Origin of the sequence: Rhodohalobacter sp. 8-1 (genome assembly GCF_038150125.1) — a bacterium.
Classification (GTDB): Bacteria; Bacteroidota; Rhodothermia; order Balneolales; family Balneolaceae; genus SW132.
Genome location: NZ_JBBVMF010000005.1, coordinates 200,728 through 217,453 on the forward strand (window position 1 = coordinate 200,728; position 16,726 = coordinate 217,453).

At 47.2% G+C, this 16,726-nt stretch carries 12 protein-coding genes; 4 read left to right on the forward strand and 8 right to left on the reverse strand.

All coding sequences use genetic code 11. From position 1 onward, the window contains the following. Positions 1–214: 214 nt before the first annotated feature. From AABW11_RS06845 to AABW11_RS06855, 3 genes are all read right to left on the reverse strand, one after another. Positions 215–1,744 (reverse strand): peptide MFS transporter, encoded by a 1,530-nt coding sequence (locus tag AABW11_RS06845; protein WP_340104053.1) that lies wholly within the window; start codon positions 1,742–1,744, stop codon positions 215–217. A 130-nt stretch (positions 1,745–1,874) separates the two neighbouring features. After that, the gene (locus tag AABW11_RS06850; protein ID WP_340104054.1) at positions 1,875–4,097 is read right to left on the reverse strand and encodes an amino acid permease; all 2,223 of its coding nucleotides are present in this window, start codon (positions 4,095–4,097) and stop codon (positions 1,875–1,877) included. 82 nt (positions 4,098–4,179) lie between these two features. Continuing rightward, a complete protein-coding gene (locus AABW11_RS06855; protein WP_340104055.1) occupies positions 4,180–4,944 on the reverse strand; it encodes a DeoR/GlpR family DNA-binding transcription regulator in 765 nt (254 codons plus the stop codon). 250 nt (positions 4,945–5,194) lie between these two features. Here AABW11_RS06855 and AABW11_RS06860 point away from each other — a divergent pair, with 250 nt between their 5' ends. The 4 genes from AABW11_RS06860 to AABW11_RS06875 all read left to right on the forward strand — a co-directional run bounded on the left by AABW11_RS06860 (position 5,195) and on the right by AABW11_RS06875 (position 10,701). Next, a complete protein-coding gene (locus AABW11_RS06860; RefSeq protein WP_340104056.1) occupies positions 5,195–6,787 on the forward strand; it encodes a glycerol-3-phosphate dehydrogenase/oxidase in 1,593 nt (530 codons plus the stop codon). A 232-nt stretch (positions 6,788–7,019) separates the two neighbouring features. Continuing rightward, positions 7,020–8,516, forward strand: a complete 1,497-nt coding sequence (glpK, locus tag AABW11_RS06865; protein WP_340104057.1) for a glycerol kinase GlpK — start codon at positions 7,020–7,022, stop codon at positions 8,514–8,516. 88 nt (positions 8,517–8,604) lie between these two features. Beyond that, positions 8,605–9,372: an MIP/aquaporin family protein gene (locus tag AABW11_RS06870; protein ID WP_340104058.1), complete on the forward strand. Its 768-nt coding sequence runs from the start codon at positions 8,605–8,607 to the stop codon at positions 9,370–9,372. 162 nt (positions 9,373–9,534) lie between these two features. Then, positions 9,535–10,701, forward strand: a complete 1,167-nt coding sequence (locus AABW11_RS06875; RefSeq protein WP_340104059.1) for a porin — start codon at positions 9,535–9,537, stop codon at positions 10,699–10,701. Between the two features lie 121 nt (positions 10,702–10,822). Here AABW11_RS06875 and serA read toward each other — a convergent pair whose 3' ends face one another. The 5 genes from serA to AABW11_RS06900 form a co-directional block, all read right to left on the reverse strand. Next, on the reverse strand, positions 10,823–12,064 hold the full coding sequence (gene serA / locus AABW11_RS06880; RefSeq protein WP_340104060.1) for a phosphoglycerate dehydrogenase: 1,242 nt from the start codon (positions 12,062–12,064) through the stop codon (positions 10,823–10,825). Between the two features lie 150 nt (positions 12,065–12,214). Further along, positions 12,215–12,946 carry an N-formylglutamate amidohydrolase gene (locus AABW11_RS06885; protein ID WP_340104061.1) on the reverse strand — a complete coding sequence of 244 codons (732 nt, stop codon included), beginning with the start codon at positions 12,944–12,946 and terminating at the stop codon, positions 12,215–12,217. Beyond that, positions 12,897–14,150, reverse strand: coding sequence for a carboxylate-amine ligase (locus AABW11_RS06890; protein ID WP_340104062.1), 1,254 nt, complete (start codon positions 14,148–14,150; stop codon positions 12,897–12,899). The genes AABW11_RS06885 and AABW11_RS06890 overlap by 50 nt, the downstream gene beginning before the upstream one ends. Beyond that, a complete protein-coding gene (locus AABW11_RS06895) occupies positions 14,147–15,613 on the reverse strand; it encodes a RimK family protein (protein WP_340104063.1) in 1,467 nt (488 codons plus the stop codon). The genes AABW11_RS06890 and AABW11_RS06895 overlap by 4 nt, the downstream gene beginning before the upstream one ends. Further along, on the reverse strand, positions 15,610–16,320 hold the full coding sequence (locus tag AABW11_RS06900) for a C39 family peptidase (RefSeq protein ID WP_340104064.1): 711 nt from the start codon (positions 16,318–16,320) through the stop codon (positions 15,610–15,612). Before AABW11_RS06900 ends, AABW11_RS06895 begins: the two co-directional genes overlap by 4 nt. Positions 16,321–16,726: the final 406 nt, after the last annotated feature.

Below are 16,726 nucleotides of genomic sequence, written 5' to 3' on the forward strand. Positions count from 1 at the left end.
AAAATGGAGTGCCAGTGGCGGGTATTTGCATCGGGCGGGATTGGAAGATGCCGGATCAGGGTCCGGCATGACTTCTGAGATTAACGGAACCCAGCCTTTACACCCATCGCCTTCGCTCCGCTACGGCACTTCCCTGAAGGGAAGACTTCCATTCCGAATAAACGAATCACCTAATAAACGAATCCACGAATTCCCTAATCAACCAAAAACCAACTTAATGGATATTCCCCATCAGCTTCTTGATTGGCTTGTTGAATAGCAGAAGTACCAATCCTCCACCCACGGTTGTCATTACGATGAGCCAGAAGAGATCTGGCAGGAGGGATGGGTCGGCCTGGATGGCTTCATCATTGAACTGGCCGGCAATTCGGCCCGCGATGAGGTTTCCGAATGCAATGGACATAAACCAGATACCCATCATCTGACCCACAAGCTTTTTGGGAGAGAGTTTGGTGACGGCACTTAGGCCAACAGGGCTCAGGCAGAGCTCACCACAGGTGTGGAGCAGGTAGGTCATGATCAGCCAGGTGGGGAGCACTTCATTTCCGCCAACCACGTAGTAGGACGCAAACATCATCACAAGAAATCCTAAACCGAGAAGAATCAGGCCAAACGCAAACTTAACCGGTGTAGCAGGCTCAAGGTTCTTTTTGGCCAACCAGACCCAAAGCCATCCAAAGACCGGCGCTAGTGTAATGATGAAAAACGCGTTTACAGACTGAAGCCAGCTCGCGGGCATCAGCCATCCAAAAATGTCACGGTCGGTGTAGCGCTCGGCAAATAGGTTTAGCGATGATCCGGCCTGCTCGAAACCTGACCAGAAAATGGCTGAGAAAATAAACAGAGCGGCAATTACACCAATTTTTTTCTGTTCGTCAGTAGTCAGGTCTTCAGCGATGTATACATAGGCGAAGTAGGCGAGGACAAGCAGAAAGATGATAAAACCGGAGGCATCTGCAATGGCAACCGGATTAATGGTAATCCAGCCGGAGCTGATGGCAACAAATGCAGCAACGCAAAATAGCCCGAGTCCCCAAAGGCCTGCTTTGATCCGGCCAAAGAGTTTTTGCTGTTCTTCGGGCGTTCCGGTCATTTCAGGTTTTGCGCCTATGTCACCCAAATATTTTTCGGTGGCTTTATACTGAATCAGTCCAAGAAGCATCCCAACACCCGCAGCGCCGAATCCATAGTGCCAGCTGATTCCCTCACCGAGATACCCGGTAATCAGCGGTGCCAGAAACGCCCCGATATTAATTCCCATGTAGAAAATTGAAAAGCCGGCATCGCGTCGTGCCTGCTCGTCATCGCCATAAAGGCCGCCCACGATGCTGCTGATGTTTGGCTTGAGCAGCCCGGTTCCGATTACAATCAGCACCAGCCCGAGATAAAAGGTGGTGTTGCCCGGAATGGCCATGCTGAAGTGACCCGCCGTGATAATGATTCCGCCATACCAGATAGCTTTTTGCAGGCCAAAAAACTTATCGGCCAGCCAGCCGCCTGGAAGCGCCAGCAGGTAGACAAACATCGTGTAAAGGCCGTAAATGGCGGTGGCGGTTGTGTCATCAAGCCCGAGGCCGCCGCGATTGATCGCATCAACCATAAACAGGACGAGAATGGCGCGCATACCGTAGTAGCTGAACCGCTCCCACATCTCGGTAAAGAAAAGCGTTGCGAGTCCGCGAGGGTGACCAAAAAAGGAGTATTTATACTGATCGGTACTGTTTGAGTCACCTGTGTTATTCATAATGCAGAGGCCGTTAATTTCCGTTCAACAATTCGTTGATATGATAATGATTGGAAACCCTGCAAGCAACTGGTGTTGCAGGGCTGGGGCGTGCTTTTACAGTCTTTTGCGCAATCTACGACTGGTTGACCTATTTCTTGCTTATGAAAATCAGGGCGCTGTCGGTTTGTTCGGCCAGGGTAAGGGGAATTTTCCCGAACGCTTTCTCGTGTACGCCCGGCTTTCCAAGCCCCATAATTACCAAGTCGTGATCGAGCGAGAGCTGAACAAGTTCCCGGGTGACATCACCGGAAGGAATAATACGAACATTCGTTTTACCCGGGATGATACGGCTTGCAAAACGGCCCAGGCGAAGCTGATTCTTTTTAATGGTTTCTTCGGGCGTATTTTCCGGCAGAATCTGCACGAACGTGATCTCCGGCTGAGACGCACGCCAAAGGCTGGCGGCCATCCGCGCACGCAGCGGGTCATTACTATCGAGACCAGCGACGGGGATAAGTATTTTGCGGGCGTCCGTAATCTTCCATCCGCTGTGGGGCTGACGAAACACAACCACATCGGATTTTACGTGATGTACCAGCTTCTCAAGGTTTTCATTTGTTTGAATATCATTGAGGTCGCTTAGGCCCAGCAGCAGGCTTCGGCAGTTGTGCACTTTTGCAACCCGCTCGATCTCCTCCCATGGGTGCTCAGCGATTGTTGTGAGCGTATCAGGGCGAAGGCCGGCCTGGAAGGATGCTTTCAGCGCATACTGAGTCACATCCCGGCTTGATGTGAGCCTCTTGTCGATATCATCTTCTTCTGTGCTTGGAATCACGATCGAAAGCAAGAGCACGCGACCAACAACGGGCGGTGCCAGCGAATTGGCTACAAATACCATCGACTCGGCATTGGCAGGGTTTGAGATAGGAAGCAGTACAAGCGGACTCAGCCCTCTGAGCCGAACCAGGTTGGGATCGAGTGCCTGTTCGGATGCCTCTATAGCCTGGGCTTTTCGCACAAAGAATGATACAAAAAGCACGCCGCCGATGATAAGCCAAAAAAGCGATATGAGTCCGGCGGCCGGCACAACAATCGCCTGGAAAATAGCAAGACCCAGACAGGCAACCATGCCGGCTATTGGGAGGGCAGGAAAGAAGGGCGCGCGAAACGTGTCGCTCTCTTTATAACCACGGTTACGCATCAAAATCATGATGAGGTGGGCGAGGGCAAACGTAATGAGGAAAATCAAACTGGATGCGGCACCCGCTGCGGCTACATCGGGCAGTATTAAAACCAGTAGCGCTACAATTCCGCATGTTGTCCAGATGGAGATCGTAGGTGTGCCGTACGTTTCATCAATTGTTGAAAGCTGATGGTTGAGGGTGCGATCATTTGCCATCCGCAAAGATATTCGTGACGCCGCAAAGAGGTTGGCCTGAAGCGCGGACAGCATTGAAAAGATACCGGCAACCAGCACCAGCCAGAATCCAAATGCACCCAAGTAGTTCTGAGCGGCAATGGCGAGCACGGTTTCCGGGTTGCGGTCGCTCAAGCCGGCAATAGACCCGCCCGGTTCAACGCCAACGGTTGACATCACAAAAAGCAGCGGCAGGTAAACAGCCAGGCCAACAACCAGCGTCCCGATCATCGCTTTGGGAATATTCTTTTCGGGATCCTTTATCTCACCGGCTGCTGAACCTATCAGGTCAAACCCCTGAAGGGCGATAAACGTGTAGCCCATAGCCGCAATCACGCCGCTGAAGCCGCCTGAGAAGAACGGGTCGAGACTTTGGGTAATTTGAGAAAACGGCGTCTGCACAAAAACAGCGAGTCCGCCGGCAATGAGAATGGCAAAGACCAGAAGCTTGCCAATGTTGATAAATGCCCCGCCTTCGCCTGTGCCCCTCGACAATGTAAAGGAAAAATAGCCGATGGCAGCAAGAGCCAGTATCACAGGCAGCAACGTAGAGTTCTGGATGGTTTCGAACCCGCTAAGTGGAATTTGCTGCAGGGCAAATACGGCAAATGCGCCAAATCCCAGTGCGTAAAGTACGGCAGCTACGAGTGAGGCAAACCAGACAATCCATCCCACACCAAAAGCTACCTGCAGAGAAAGAGCTTTTTTAGCATACGTATAAGTGCCGCCTGATTGCGGATTAGCAGATGCCATTTCTGCAAAGCTGAGAGCAGTGATAAAAGCAATAAGGCCATTCAGGGCAAATGCGACAATAGCAGATGGCCCGCTAACAGCAAACGCTACACCAGCCAGGGCGAGGATTCCTCCTCCTACCATGGCGCCAACGCCGATACTGAGAGCACCGAAGAAGCCAATACGTCTGGCTGATGATGAAGAAGATTGTTGGGTATTCAACGTGTTAAGAAGTGATTTTAGGGGTTTATGTTATGATGTCGTGTTACAGTCAGGTTTTACGCATCCGACAACTTAGAATGGGTTACCTGCCAATGGTTACGCGGACACCGGCTTCCTCAAGTTTGCGAATGGATTCGTGTGACACGCCCTCATCTGTAATTATGTGCTGGATCTTGTCGAGCGTGCAAATTCTGCTAAAACCACGCTTGCCAAATTTTGTACTGTCTGCTACTACAACTGTGTACTGTGCAACATCAATGCATCGCTGGTTCAGGCTAGCTTCGAGCAGATTGGTGGTTGTGATACCGAAATCAAGGTCGATTCCATCTACGCCCAGGAAGAGTATACCACAGGTAATGTTATCCAGGAACTGTTCGGAGTATTTGCCTACCACCGAGTTTGAGCTGGACCTCAGTTGGCCGCCGAGCTGCGTAATTTCAACATTTTCATGATCGGCAAGTTCAAGGGAAACATTAAGGGCGGAGGTAATGACATTCAGGCGGCTGTTTGGATTAATCTCCCGGGCCAGCGCGAGAATAGTGGTTCCTGACGCAAGGATGATGGAGTCGTTGTCTCCAATAAGTTTGACGGCTTCCCTGGCAATAGCCGCTTTCTCTTTGGCCTGAATCTTGGCTTTCTCCTCTACATGGCGGTCGCTGGTGTATGGATTTGATTGTGTTGCTCCGCCATGTGTGCGAAACAGCAGGTTCTTGTCTTCGAGCATCTGGAGGTCTTTTCGGATGGTAACTTCCGAAACTGAAAGCTCATCACTTAAGTTTTGAACCGAAACCTTACCTGAGTCCTTCAATTTTCTCAGAATTTCTTCATGTCGTTCTGATATGGTCATAAATTACCAGACTTTTCTTTTAAAGATACTTTCATATTTCACCTGATACAATTATTTCATTAAAACGAAAGAATACGTAATAAATTGATTTACGGATCGGAATCGGGAATAGGCTTACAGGCGTTAATGCCAGTAAAGCGACATATTTGATATTTCGTAATATTTTATTTTGATTTCATTTCATTTTGTTTATTTTATAATTGAAACATTTAAGTCAAGTAATAATCAATAACAATTGTCCCACACAGATATGAAAAGAGAAAAAAGCTTACAAATGATTGAAAGCGGTTCCAGTACAGACTGGGACATGATTGTAATAGGGGGCGGAGCCACCGGTTTGGGCGTTGCGCTCGATGGTGTCAGCCGGGGATTCAAGGTTCTCGTACTTGAGCAGGCAGATTTTGCAAAAGGCACATCAAGCCGCAGTACGAAACTGGTGCATGGCGGGGTTAGGTATCTTGCCCAGGGAAATATTGACCTTGTGAGAGAAGCTCTGCGTGAACGTGGTTTGCTGCAAAAGAATGCATCACACCTTGTGCAAAATGAAATTTTTGTCATTCCAAATTACTCATGGTGGGACAAATTTTTCTATTCGGTAGGTTTAAAGGTGTATGACCTTCTCTCAGGAAAGCTGAGCCTTGGTAAGTCGAAGGGGATATCTAAAAATGAGGCTATTTCCAGAATTCCGACAATCAAACAGGATGGGTTGAAAGGGGGTGTAATTTATCACGATGGTCAGTTCGATGATTCAAGACTCTCGGTGAATGTTGCACAAACGGTAGTGGAGAATGGCGGCGCCGTTATTAACTATTGTGAAGTAACCGGGTTGACGAAAGAGAACGGAAAAGTGTCCGGGGTGAATGCTGTTGACCGCGAATCGGGCAAAGAGTATACCATTAAAGGCACTACCGTAGTTAATGCTACCGGAGTTTTCGTGGATGAGATTCTCACGATGGATAAGCCCGAGCACAGAAAGATCGTGCGGCCAAGCCAGGGCGTTCACCTCGTGTTCGATAAAAGTTTTCTGCCCGGTACAGATGCCATCATGATTCCGAAAACAGACGACGGCCGTGTTCTGTTTGCCGTGCCGTGGCACGACAAGGTGGTTGTTGGAACAACCGACACTCCGCTGGATGAGCATAGTCTTGAACCGACGGCGCTTGAAGAGGAGATTGAGTTCATACTTAAAACAGCGGACCGGTACATGACCAAATCACCCACCCGAAAAGATGTGAAGAGCGTATTTGCAGGGTTACGGCCACTTGCAGCTCCACAGGAAGGATCAACGAAAACCAAAGAGATTTCCCGAAGCCATAAAGTGATGGTTTCGGATACGGGGCTCATCACTATTACCGGCGGAAAATGGACGACATTCCGGAAGATGGGAGAAGATACAGTTGATAAAGCGATTACCACCAGTACATTGCCAAATAAAAAAAGCACTTCTGAAGATATGCGTGTGCATGGTTCAGTTCCCCCCGAGGAGGTAGACTTTAGCAATCCTTACTACTTCTATGGGGCCGATGAAGAGAAGATCCAGGGCTTAATTAATGATGATGACTCATTAGGGGATCAGATTCACACCGACTATCCTTATCGTAAAGCTGAAGTAGTATGGGCGGCGCGCAATGAGATGGCACGAACCATTGAGGACTTTTTAGCCCGGCGAATTCGAATTCTGTTCCTCGATGCACGAGCCGCAATAGATATGGCTCCGGCGGTTGCGAAATTAATGGCGAAAGAGATGGATAAAACTGCCGATTGGGAAAAAAATCAGATCAGCGATTTTGTTGAGCTTGCTAACCGCTACTTGTTGGAGCGCTACGAGCCATCAAAAAATTGAAATACAATTAACCTGAACTCGATCCTAAATCAGGAAAAATGCACTCCCCTCTTGTGTAAGGAGGGGCAGGGGGGGTAGTCTTAGGCTTTTGAATTCAAATTTAACAAAGAAACCTATTTCAACCACCCCTAAATCCCCTCCTTGAGAAGGAGGGGGCTTTTTACCACCAAAAAAGTACAAGAATAAACTGAATCCAGGCAACTAACAAACAACAATTAAACCGGAAAGACTCATGAAACAATACATATTAGCATTTGATCAGGGAACCACTAGCTCAAGGGCAATGCTATTCGATGAGAATGGCTCCATCGTGTCAGTTGCTCAAAAAGAGTTCCGCCAAATATACCCAAAGGCGGGATGGGTTGAGCATGACGCCCAGGAAATTTGGTCGACCCAGGCCGGGGTAGCCGCTGAGGCAGTAGCACAAGCGGGAGTAAACGGAAAGGCACTGGCAGGAATTGGTATCACCAATCAGCGAGAAACCACTGTAATATGGGACCGAAAAACAGGTAAACCCATCTATAACGCTATCGTTTGGCAGGATAGGCGAACATCGGAATACTGTGATGAGCTTAAAGAGAAAGGTCACGCCAGTATGATCCAGGAAAAGACCGGTCTCGTACTGGATGCATATTTTTCCGGCACCAAAGTAAAGTGGATACTCGACAATGTAGAAGGCGCTCGTGAAAGGGCCGGAAAAGGAGAGCTTGCGTTTGGAACGATCGATTCATGGCTAATATGGAACCTTACGCAGGGCGAAGTGCACGTCACAGACGTGACGAATGCGTCCCGTACCCTTCTTTTTAATATCAATAAAATGGAGTGGGATGATGAAATCCTCGATATGATGGATATTCCCAGGAGTTTGCTGCCCGAGGTAAAACAGTCCAGCGAAGTTTACGGACACTCTAAAACAACTATTTTTGCAAGTAAAGTACCGATTGCAGGAATTGCAGGTGATCAGCAGGCTGCGCTTTTCGGCCAGATGTGTACCGAACCGGGCATGGTTAAAAATACCTATGGAACAGGCTGTTTTATGTTGATGAACGTGGGCGATAAGCCCATTAAATCCAAAAATAACCTGCTAACAACCGTTGCCTGGAAGATAAATGGCAAAACTGAATACGCTCTTGAAGGCTCCGTTTTTATTGCGGGTGCTGTGGTGCAATGGCTGCGCGATGAGCTGGGAATTATCCGCGAATCAAAAGACGTGGAGTACTTTGCAAACAAAGTGGAAGACTCTGATGGCGTGTACCTGGTTCCTGCGTTTGCTGGTCTTGGAGCGCCTCACTGGAATCAATACGCCAGGGGTATGATGGTTGGAATGACCCGTGGTACAACATCTGCACATCTTGCGCGTGCGGCCCAGGATTCCATCGCCTACCAAACGCTGGACATTCTGAACGCGATGAATGCCGATTCGGGCATTGATATTAAAGAGTTGCGGGTTGATGGTGGAGCAACTGTGAATGATACACTACTGCAGTTCCAGAGCGATCTGCTGCAAGTGCCGGTCATTCGACCCAAAATCACAGAAACGACGGCACTTGGCGCTGCTTACCTGGCCGGGCTTGCTGTAGGATACTGGGATGATATAGAAGATATCCGCAAGCAGTGGATGGTAGACAAGAAGTTTGAGCCGGCAATGGATGCCGGAAAAGTGGCTGAGCTGACCAAAGGCTGGAAGCGAGCCGTAAATGCCGCTATTACATGGGCTGATGATAAATAGAACAGTAATAAACAAGGGCATCAGGGATATTGCTTCCTTGGTGCACTTTTTCTGTAATCAAACAATGAATTAAAAGGAGATATATATTATGAGTCCATATGTAGCAGAAATTATTGGAACAGCAATACTTATGCTTTTGGGTAACGGAGTTGTGGCCAATGTTTTATTAAGCGATAGTAAAGGAAATGGTGGCGGCTGGATTGTCATTACCTGGGGCTGGGGAATTGCTGTTTTTACAGCCGTGTTTGTCGTCGGGCAATTCAGCGGTGCGCATATTAATCCGGCCGTTACTATTGGTCTTGCGGCAGGAGGGCTTTTTGAGTGGGCAGAAGTGCCATTTTATATTGGTGCGCAAATGATTGGGGCTGCCATTGGAGCGCTTTTTGTCTGGCTTGCATACAAAGACCATTTTGCGAAAGAAGATAATGCAGATCTTATTCTTGCTGTTCACTGTACTGCACCCGCTATTCGAAAATATCCAAACAATGTGATGACGGAAGCTATCGGCACGCTGATGCTAGTGTTTGGAGTATTTTACATTGTAGCTCCGGGATTTATCAGTACTAATGGTGAACTCCTGTCTACCATTGTTATAGATGGACAGGAAGTAGGATTTGGTCTTGGCTCTCTGGCTGCTCTTCCGGTAGGCCTTCTGGTTTTTGGAATAGGTTTATCTCTTGGCGGGCCAACGGGATATGCCATTAATCCGGCACGTGATTTAGGGCCGCGAATTATGCATGCGATACTTCCCATACCGGGCAAGCGCGATAATGACTGGGCATATTCGTGGGTACCTGTGGTAGGGCCGGTTATCGGTGCATTTTTGGCAGCCGGACTTTTTCTCCTGCTGCAGTAAAATTATGAGCAAAAAAAGGATGATGGGATTGCGCCCCATCATCCAGATTGCTCACCTAATGACAATTTCTATTTCGGGTTTGTCCTCTGGCTCTTTACACGAGGGACTTTCCGATTTCTATAGATGAAATACAGAAACATCAAATGATTGGTGAACAAAGTTATGAAATGTACAAAAAAACAAGTCCTATATCTATTTAGCTTGGTCCTGATTGGGGGCTTAATCCTGGGACCTGAAAAGGGATCAGCACAAAGTATCTCTTTTGAATCTGACGAGGGCTGGATCTTTAATGTAACGGGTCAGCTTCCGGTATTCCTGGTTGCGTCGAACCATGACGGGTATAGCGCTGATGGAAGCGATCAGTTTGCTACACGTGTAATGTCGGGCTTTAACCCGGGCAGCATCAACTTTAATGTGGTTGCCCCGGAATACAATGGAATTACCGTTGAGGGAATATTTCGAATCAATCACCACCTACAAGGTCCCAGCATTCAGAATGCAGGTCTTTTTGAAGGCCGTGTTGCCGATATTATAGTCTCCGGGAATTTCGGCACAATCAACATGGGTAAGGGTTTCGGTGTGTTTAACAGCAGCTCAATAGCTGATGCGGGGAGCGGAATGGGTGTCGGTCGGTTTGCAGGCCCTGATGCTGCTGACGCAACACTTGGCCGGATTGGCTCCGGGTACACCTACGCAAACTTTAATCCGCGCCTCATCTATACAACACCTTCATTAGGCGGCTTCTCGTTGAAGGTGGGTCTCATCAACCCGGAAAAACCGGGCGGCCCGTCTCAAACGGTCGAAACAGCAACACCGAGAGTTGAGGCACAAGCTAACTACCTAATCGACCTCGATTACGGAACACTTGACTTGTGGGCCGGAAGTATGTATCAAAACGTAAATGTTGTAAGTGTGGATTTTGACTATGCCATGTCAGGCTGGGATGTAGGTGCGCGTCTTGATGCAGCCGGCTTTAGAATTACGGGAGCCTATTCAGGAACCAAAGGCGTGGGAGCCGATGGCTTGATTGGCATTAACCTGAACGGAAGTGGTCTCGCAGAAGCTGAGGTAGATGCCACCCAGTGGTACGCCGAAGGAATGTATACCGCTGGTAAACTCTCTGTCGGAATCAGCTATGGTGAAGGATCCCAGGATGCCGTTTCAACTGTGCTGGGCAGCTCACCTGAAATAACAAATCAGCTTCTGATGGGCTTTACTCGTTATAAATTAACAGATAACCTGACGTGGATTGGTGAGCTTCAGAACTTTGAATCGGAAGCCCAGGCCAACTATCAGGCACTTGTCCTCGGTATGCAGCTTAATTTTTAAAAGCCATGTACCTGTGGTAAACCGGCGCCGGTATGTTGTGGGACTGCCGGAGTCCGGTTTACTTTTTTATAACAAATCACCCAATAAACAATCCAGATATAAACTAATACACTTATTAATATTAATACAGAATTCGTGTTCTGATGGTGTGCTTCACAGCGCTCATCTCTTCAAGCACTTTATCGTCATGCTTCTTGTCGATATCGAGAACCACGTATCCAATTTGTTCGTTGGTTTTCAGATATTGGCCTAAAACGTTGATATCCATATCAGACAGCCGCCTGTTGATTTCAGACAATACGCCCGGCTTATTTTCATGTATATGCAGTATGCGGTGCGCATCATTCTGAACGGGAAGGTTGAGCGGAGGTACGGAAAAGGATCCTACCGTGGTCCCGTTATCGATCAGCTGAATCAGCTTCGTAGACACATCTCGGCCGATGTTATATTGTGCTTCAATAGTGGATCCACCAATATGAGGTGTGAGAATAACGTTCGGCGCATGCTGAAGCTCTGTGGAAAATGACTCGCCTTTTGATTCGGGCTCTTCAGGATATACATCAATGCCAGCTCCCGACAGGTGGCCGGAGTCGATAGCCTCACGGAGTGCTTTGATATCAACAACAGACCCGCGCGAAAGGTTGAGTAAAATGCTTCCTTCTTTCATCGACGCCAGTTTTTCGGCATCCATCATTAAGTTGGTCTGATCGGTAGCGGGAACATGAAGCGTTACGATATCTGAAATACTAAGAAGCTCATCGAGTGAATTAACGCGTGTGGCGTTGCCCATAGGCAGTTTCGGTTCGATGTCGTAATAATGAACATCGAACCCAAGATTTTCTGCCAGAACAGACACCTGGGACCCGATGTGTCCGTAGCCGATGATGCCCATTTTTTTACCGCGGACTTCGTAACTGTTTTTAGCGTCTTTCAGCCAGACGCCTTCGTGGGCTTTTTTGTCGCGAAGGGGAATCCGGCGCATTAACATGATGGATTCCGCAATGACCAGTTCAGCAACAGACCGTGTATTTGAATATGGAGAGTTGAAAACGGTGATTCCAGCTTTCGTTGCCGCATCAAGATCCACCTGGTTTGTGCCAATACAAAAGCAGCCAATCGCCTTTAATTTATTAGCCTTTTCAATGACAGCTTCAGTGATGTGCGTTTTTGACCGAACTCCAATTATATGAACATCCTCAATATGGTTAAGAAGTTCCTCTTCGCTCCAGCCCACATCGTGGGTTTCTATATTGGTGTAGTTATGTTCATTGAAGTTTTCCACCGCAGTGGGGTGGATACCTTCAAGCAACAAAATTTTAATATTTTCTTTCGGGTAGGAAAGCTTCTCTTTTACTTCCTTCATGGACGGGTCTGTTTCGGTTGAGTGCAAAATCATCTCCAAAGGTAATAAAGATTTTTGTTTTGATAAGAAGGTTTTCGGATTAGCATTTGGAAAACCAGTGGAAACGGTACCAATTCTGTAAGGAAATTTAATTCAATATTTTTAAACCATCTATTGTATATGCAATAAACTATCAGAAATTATGCGGCACAGGTTTCCCCAGTGCTGGCCACTATCAAAAAAGTGACGCTGATTTACCTCAAGCTCAATACCAAGATAGTGGTCGCCAAGCCGGCGCCTGAGATAAGTAGTAAACCCATCTGATTTACCTTGGTAAGGCTGATTCATCTTTATCTTTAAACTGGTATTCTCCCGAACGAGGGATTGCTTCCACCGCTTGCAAAACTCTTTTTCAGCAGATCTGGACGGGTCGTATAACAGCCCGATATCAAAATTCCTGACCGTTTCGTTTAGAGTTGGCGTGAACGTATGGATCCCGAGGTGGATCACTTGTTGGGTCGGAGTGAAGGTAGCAGCAATTATTTCTTCAGCACGTTTACGATATGGCAGGTAATACGTATTAATTAAATTCTCTTTCTCGGGATTCGACAAATGCTTTGAAAACTCTGAAAAGAGCCGCGGATGATGCAGTGAACGGTTGGGCTCAATAAGAAGTCTTGAAATTGGATGCGATAATATTGGAGCTCGAACTGCCTTGTAAATTGTATATGCAAGTACTATCGCGCCCGGGTCCCAGCCTCTGTGAGACGACAATACTTCTTTTGCATCAGTAAACAGATGAGCATATTTGTCGGGCACGCGATTGGAAGCGTGCTCACAGGTAATGATGAACTTATGGGACGAATAGCTTTCCATCTCGCAAACAATCACAGAGTTGTTCATACACAGCGTACAGCTGTTTTTGATTGATGGGTTCCGGAAACGCATTCAGAATTCTCCGGCCGAGCGGACCCTCATCAAAAATCAGTTGCAGAGCATCGGCAGATTCAGAGCTAAATGTATACTCAGTTTGCAACTCCTCGAAAATGTACATACACAGTTGTCCCGCCGTCATCTTCTTTTTTTTAATTCCAAACATGCGAATGTATTCAGGGTTATTGATTAGTGCTTGCCCGCCGTTTTTCATAGTACCGAGCAGCAGGTCATAAAGATCCCGCTCATGCCATGACTTTTGTTCATCAAGTGAACAAAATCCGCCTGACACCAAATGTTTTGCCAGGTTTACAATCCATTCCAGGATGGCAATATCGGCTCCCGGGTGTTCCTGGATATCCATCACCCGAACTTCAATCGCACCGCGGTCCCAGCGCGACATAGCCCCCCTGGAGTTGAGCCACTCGTCCTGCAGAATCCTGTCTGGGTCAAACGGGGCAATATCATGGTACATAGTGTCGAAAATCTTTGTTTGATAGTCATCGTGGCTAAACACCTGTTCGGGGATAATCAGCCCGGTGATTGATGGAATCTTCAGGGAATTTGTGCGATACATTTCCATCCGGTAGTCCAGCAACGGCTTTATCTCTCCATCAGCAATGGGTGAACTTGCGGCCATGGCAGGAATGAGCGGCAGAATGAGCCGGAGGGCAGCATGCAGCTTTTCAAATTCGTCATCTCCATGAAAGGGTAGATTCAAATGTGTGCTTTGAAGGTTGGCCCAGCCATGACCGCGACAGACGAAAATACGATTATAGGCTTCGTAAATAGGATTGTATTCATGCGGCCAGAGTTTGACCTCCGTAAACGGATCCATCCACGGATGAATAGCGCCGGGCATCAACCTCAGATTCATGCTGTCAAGGCGCGTTTCTATATCGGTAATCTGCCGCTGAAATTCAGCTCCCAGTCCATGAAGATCAGAAACCGGCCCGTTGGTTTTTACTTCAATCACGTGAAGGACCAGCTCGTTACTCCAGGCCATAGCGCCTTTTAATACTTCATTCACGATTTGACCGTTAGCTTCCGTTAAAATACGATCCGAGGCAGGGGCAAGATCCAGCGTTGTTTGGTCAACGATCATATATTCCATCTCTACGCCATAGCCATCAAACAGATGAAGCGGCCGTTTATCAATAATGTTGATACTCATGATGTCCGTTTCTCTTTTTTCAGTTCAATGCGGCGCAGGATCTCCTTCATGATTGCTTCGTAAAGGTCGTCTTTTAAATATTCATCCTCGATACCGGAGTCAATATTCGGATTGTCATTGACCTCGATTACAAAAGCGTCTCCGTCAATCTCTTTCAGGTCCACGCCGTAAAGTCCGTCCCCGATCAATTGTGCCGCCTTTAGAGCATTCTTTAGAACTTGTGAAGGCACGGCATCAACCGGTATGGTATCGGCATTTCCTTCATGTGTTTTTCCATCACCGGTCCGCTCGTAGATCTGCCAGTGTTTACGCGCCATGTGGTAGCGGCAGGCATAGAGAGGCGTTCCATTCAGGATTCCAATTCGCCAGTCGAACGGGGTCGGAATAAACTTCTGGGCAATCAGCAGGTCCGACTTTTCAAAAAGATTGTCCGTTTCGGTAATGTACTCTTCCATGGAATCTACCTTGAGAACTCCCTGGGAGAATGAGCTGTCGGGCTGCTTCAGGATCAGCGGAAAGCCGAGTGTTTTGGGCGGTTCCTTAATGTTATCGCGGTTTAAAATAACGGTATCCGGCACGGGCACACGGTTCTTTGTCAGGAGTTCAGCCAGGTACACCTTGTTAGTGCAGGTTAGGATTGATTCAGGATCGTCGATCACAATAAGTCCTTCTGCGGCTGCCCGGCGGGCCATCCGGTAGGTGTGATGGTTCACGCTGGTGGTTTCACGGATGAACAGCGCATCAAATTCGTTGATTCGGGAAATATCCTCTTTGGTGATCCGCTCGGTATAAAAGTCGAGTAATTCTGCCGCTTTGATGAATTTCCGGATCGCCTTTTCATCGGACGGCGGGAGATCTTCGTCGGGATTTACAAGAATGGCGAGATCGTAACGCGTTTCCTTCTTAGGACGATTTATAGTTCGCTTGTTAAAAAACTCCCCGGCCATGTCCGACACAAATGGTTTATGATCATCGGGCACATCGTTCGATGCAATTGGCTGAAGAGAACGAAGAATCCACACGGAATCTTTTTTGATGAATTCAGCCCGGAGTAGCGGTGCCTGGAACTGGGCAAATAGCCGTTGCGAGAGCTGATTATGCCGTTTGGCAAGATTCTTTCCAAAATAGATACTCAGGGTAAATGTGTTGCCCTGGATAGGTTTCAGGCTTTTCTGAATGAGCGAGTCGAGTTCAGACGAAGCAATCCTGATGATCGCCTGCGATTTGAGGTCCTGGATGGCCAGGATATTGGGCACAGGTTTGTGTCCGCGGGCCGAGGCGAGCAGCGACACATAATAACCAAGCGACTGGTATCGATAGCTTCTGCACAGGTTAAAGACTTTCACGTTTCTCATTGCACTGTAAGAAGTATCGCTCAGGTACGATTTAGCTGAAATGACATCAACATTAGGAATGTTCAGTGTCCATTTTTTAGGATTATCAACCACAATCAAATGTTTCATGTTACGCCTTCTCGTTTTTTCGGAGTCATGATAATTAGGTTGGCATCATACGTTACAATACCCAGGAGAATGGCGTTAATCACTCGGTCGATCGACATCCTGTAAAACGTGCCATTACCCGTGGGATTTGTTTTGATGGGATCCGCAATATACACTTCCCGGGTTTCCCTGTCGTATCCATGCAGCACTACAAAATGCCCGGAAGGTTCGCCCCGGAGATCATCATAATCAAGGTTAGCACCAAATTCCCGCATGCTCTTATATAAGTAAGTAGCACTCAGGCCGGCAATCACGGGCTGATCTTTTTTCAGATATCTGCGGATGATTGCAGATTTCAGATCCTCAAACTTAAGACGGCCGCCAAGCTCCAAAAAACGGATGTAGGCTTCTGATGCAACTTTTAGCTTTGCGCTCTGTTTGTGTTCCAGCTGAGCTTTCAGCTTATCAATCATCTCTTTTCGGTTAAGGCCAAACCAGGTGGGATCGAAAATTTGGAGATTGAAAGAATAAATGGTCACTCTAAAACCTTTCGTGAGGGCATCGTTTGCCAAGAGAACACCGATGGTTCCTCCCTCTTCAAACTGATCCACATCATCAATGACAGAGTCGAGCGAGTACGGCTTCTCATAATACTGATAGATCGAGTGCAGGCATGTAGGCCCGCAAGTTGTTTCGTCCGGCTGTTGGAATATAGGTACTGAAAGCATATAGGTGAGATAAAGTAACTGTGTCGATATTCAGATCAGGTAAGCTAAATCTGTAGCGAAGAAAATTACGAAGAAATCTTCTGACTTTGATCGGTGCTCAAAAATAAAGTTTGAGCCAATTAAAGAAATTAGATTAGGTGAGACGGTCACATAACATCGATAAACATAGTGTTCAGGATCATCAATTTTTTAGGGCATGTAACCAACAACTTTGCGTTATTCGATAATATATATTTTTTTTGCAACGATTATTTTCGGTCTACTTCAATATTAAAATTCAATATATCAGTGGCATGACGGTGTCAATTGGCAGTAATTTCATACCAAGAGGGTTTTTTAAATATAGGTTTTTATACCTAATAAGGCCGGTTTATCAACAATTAGAGTGATTTGCCAAATAGGAGAA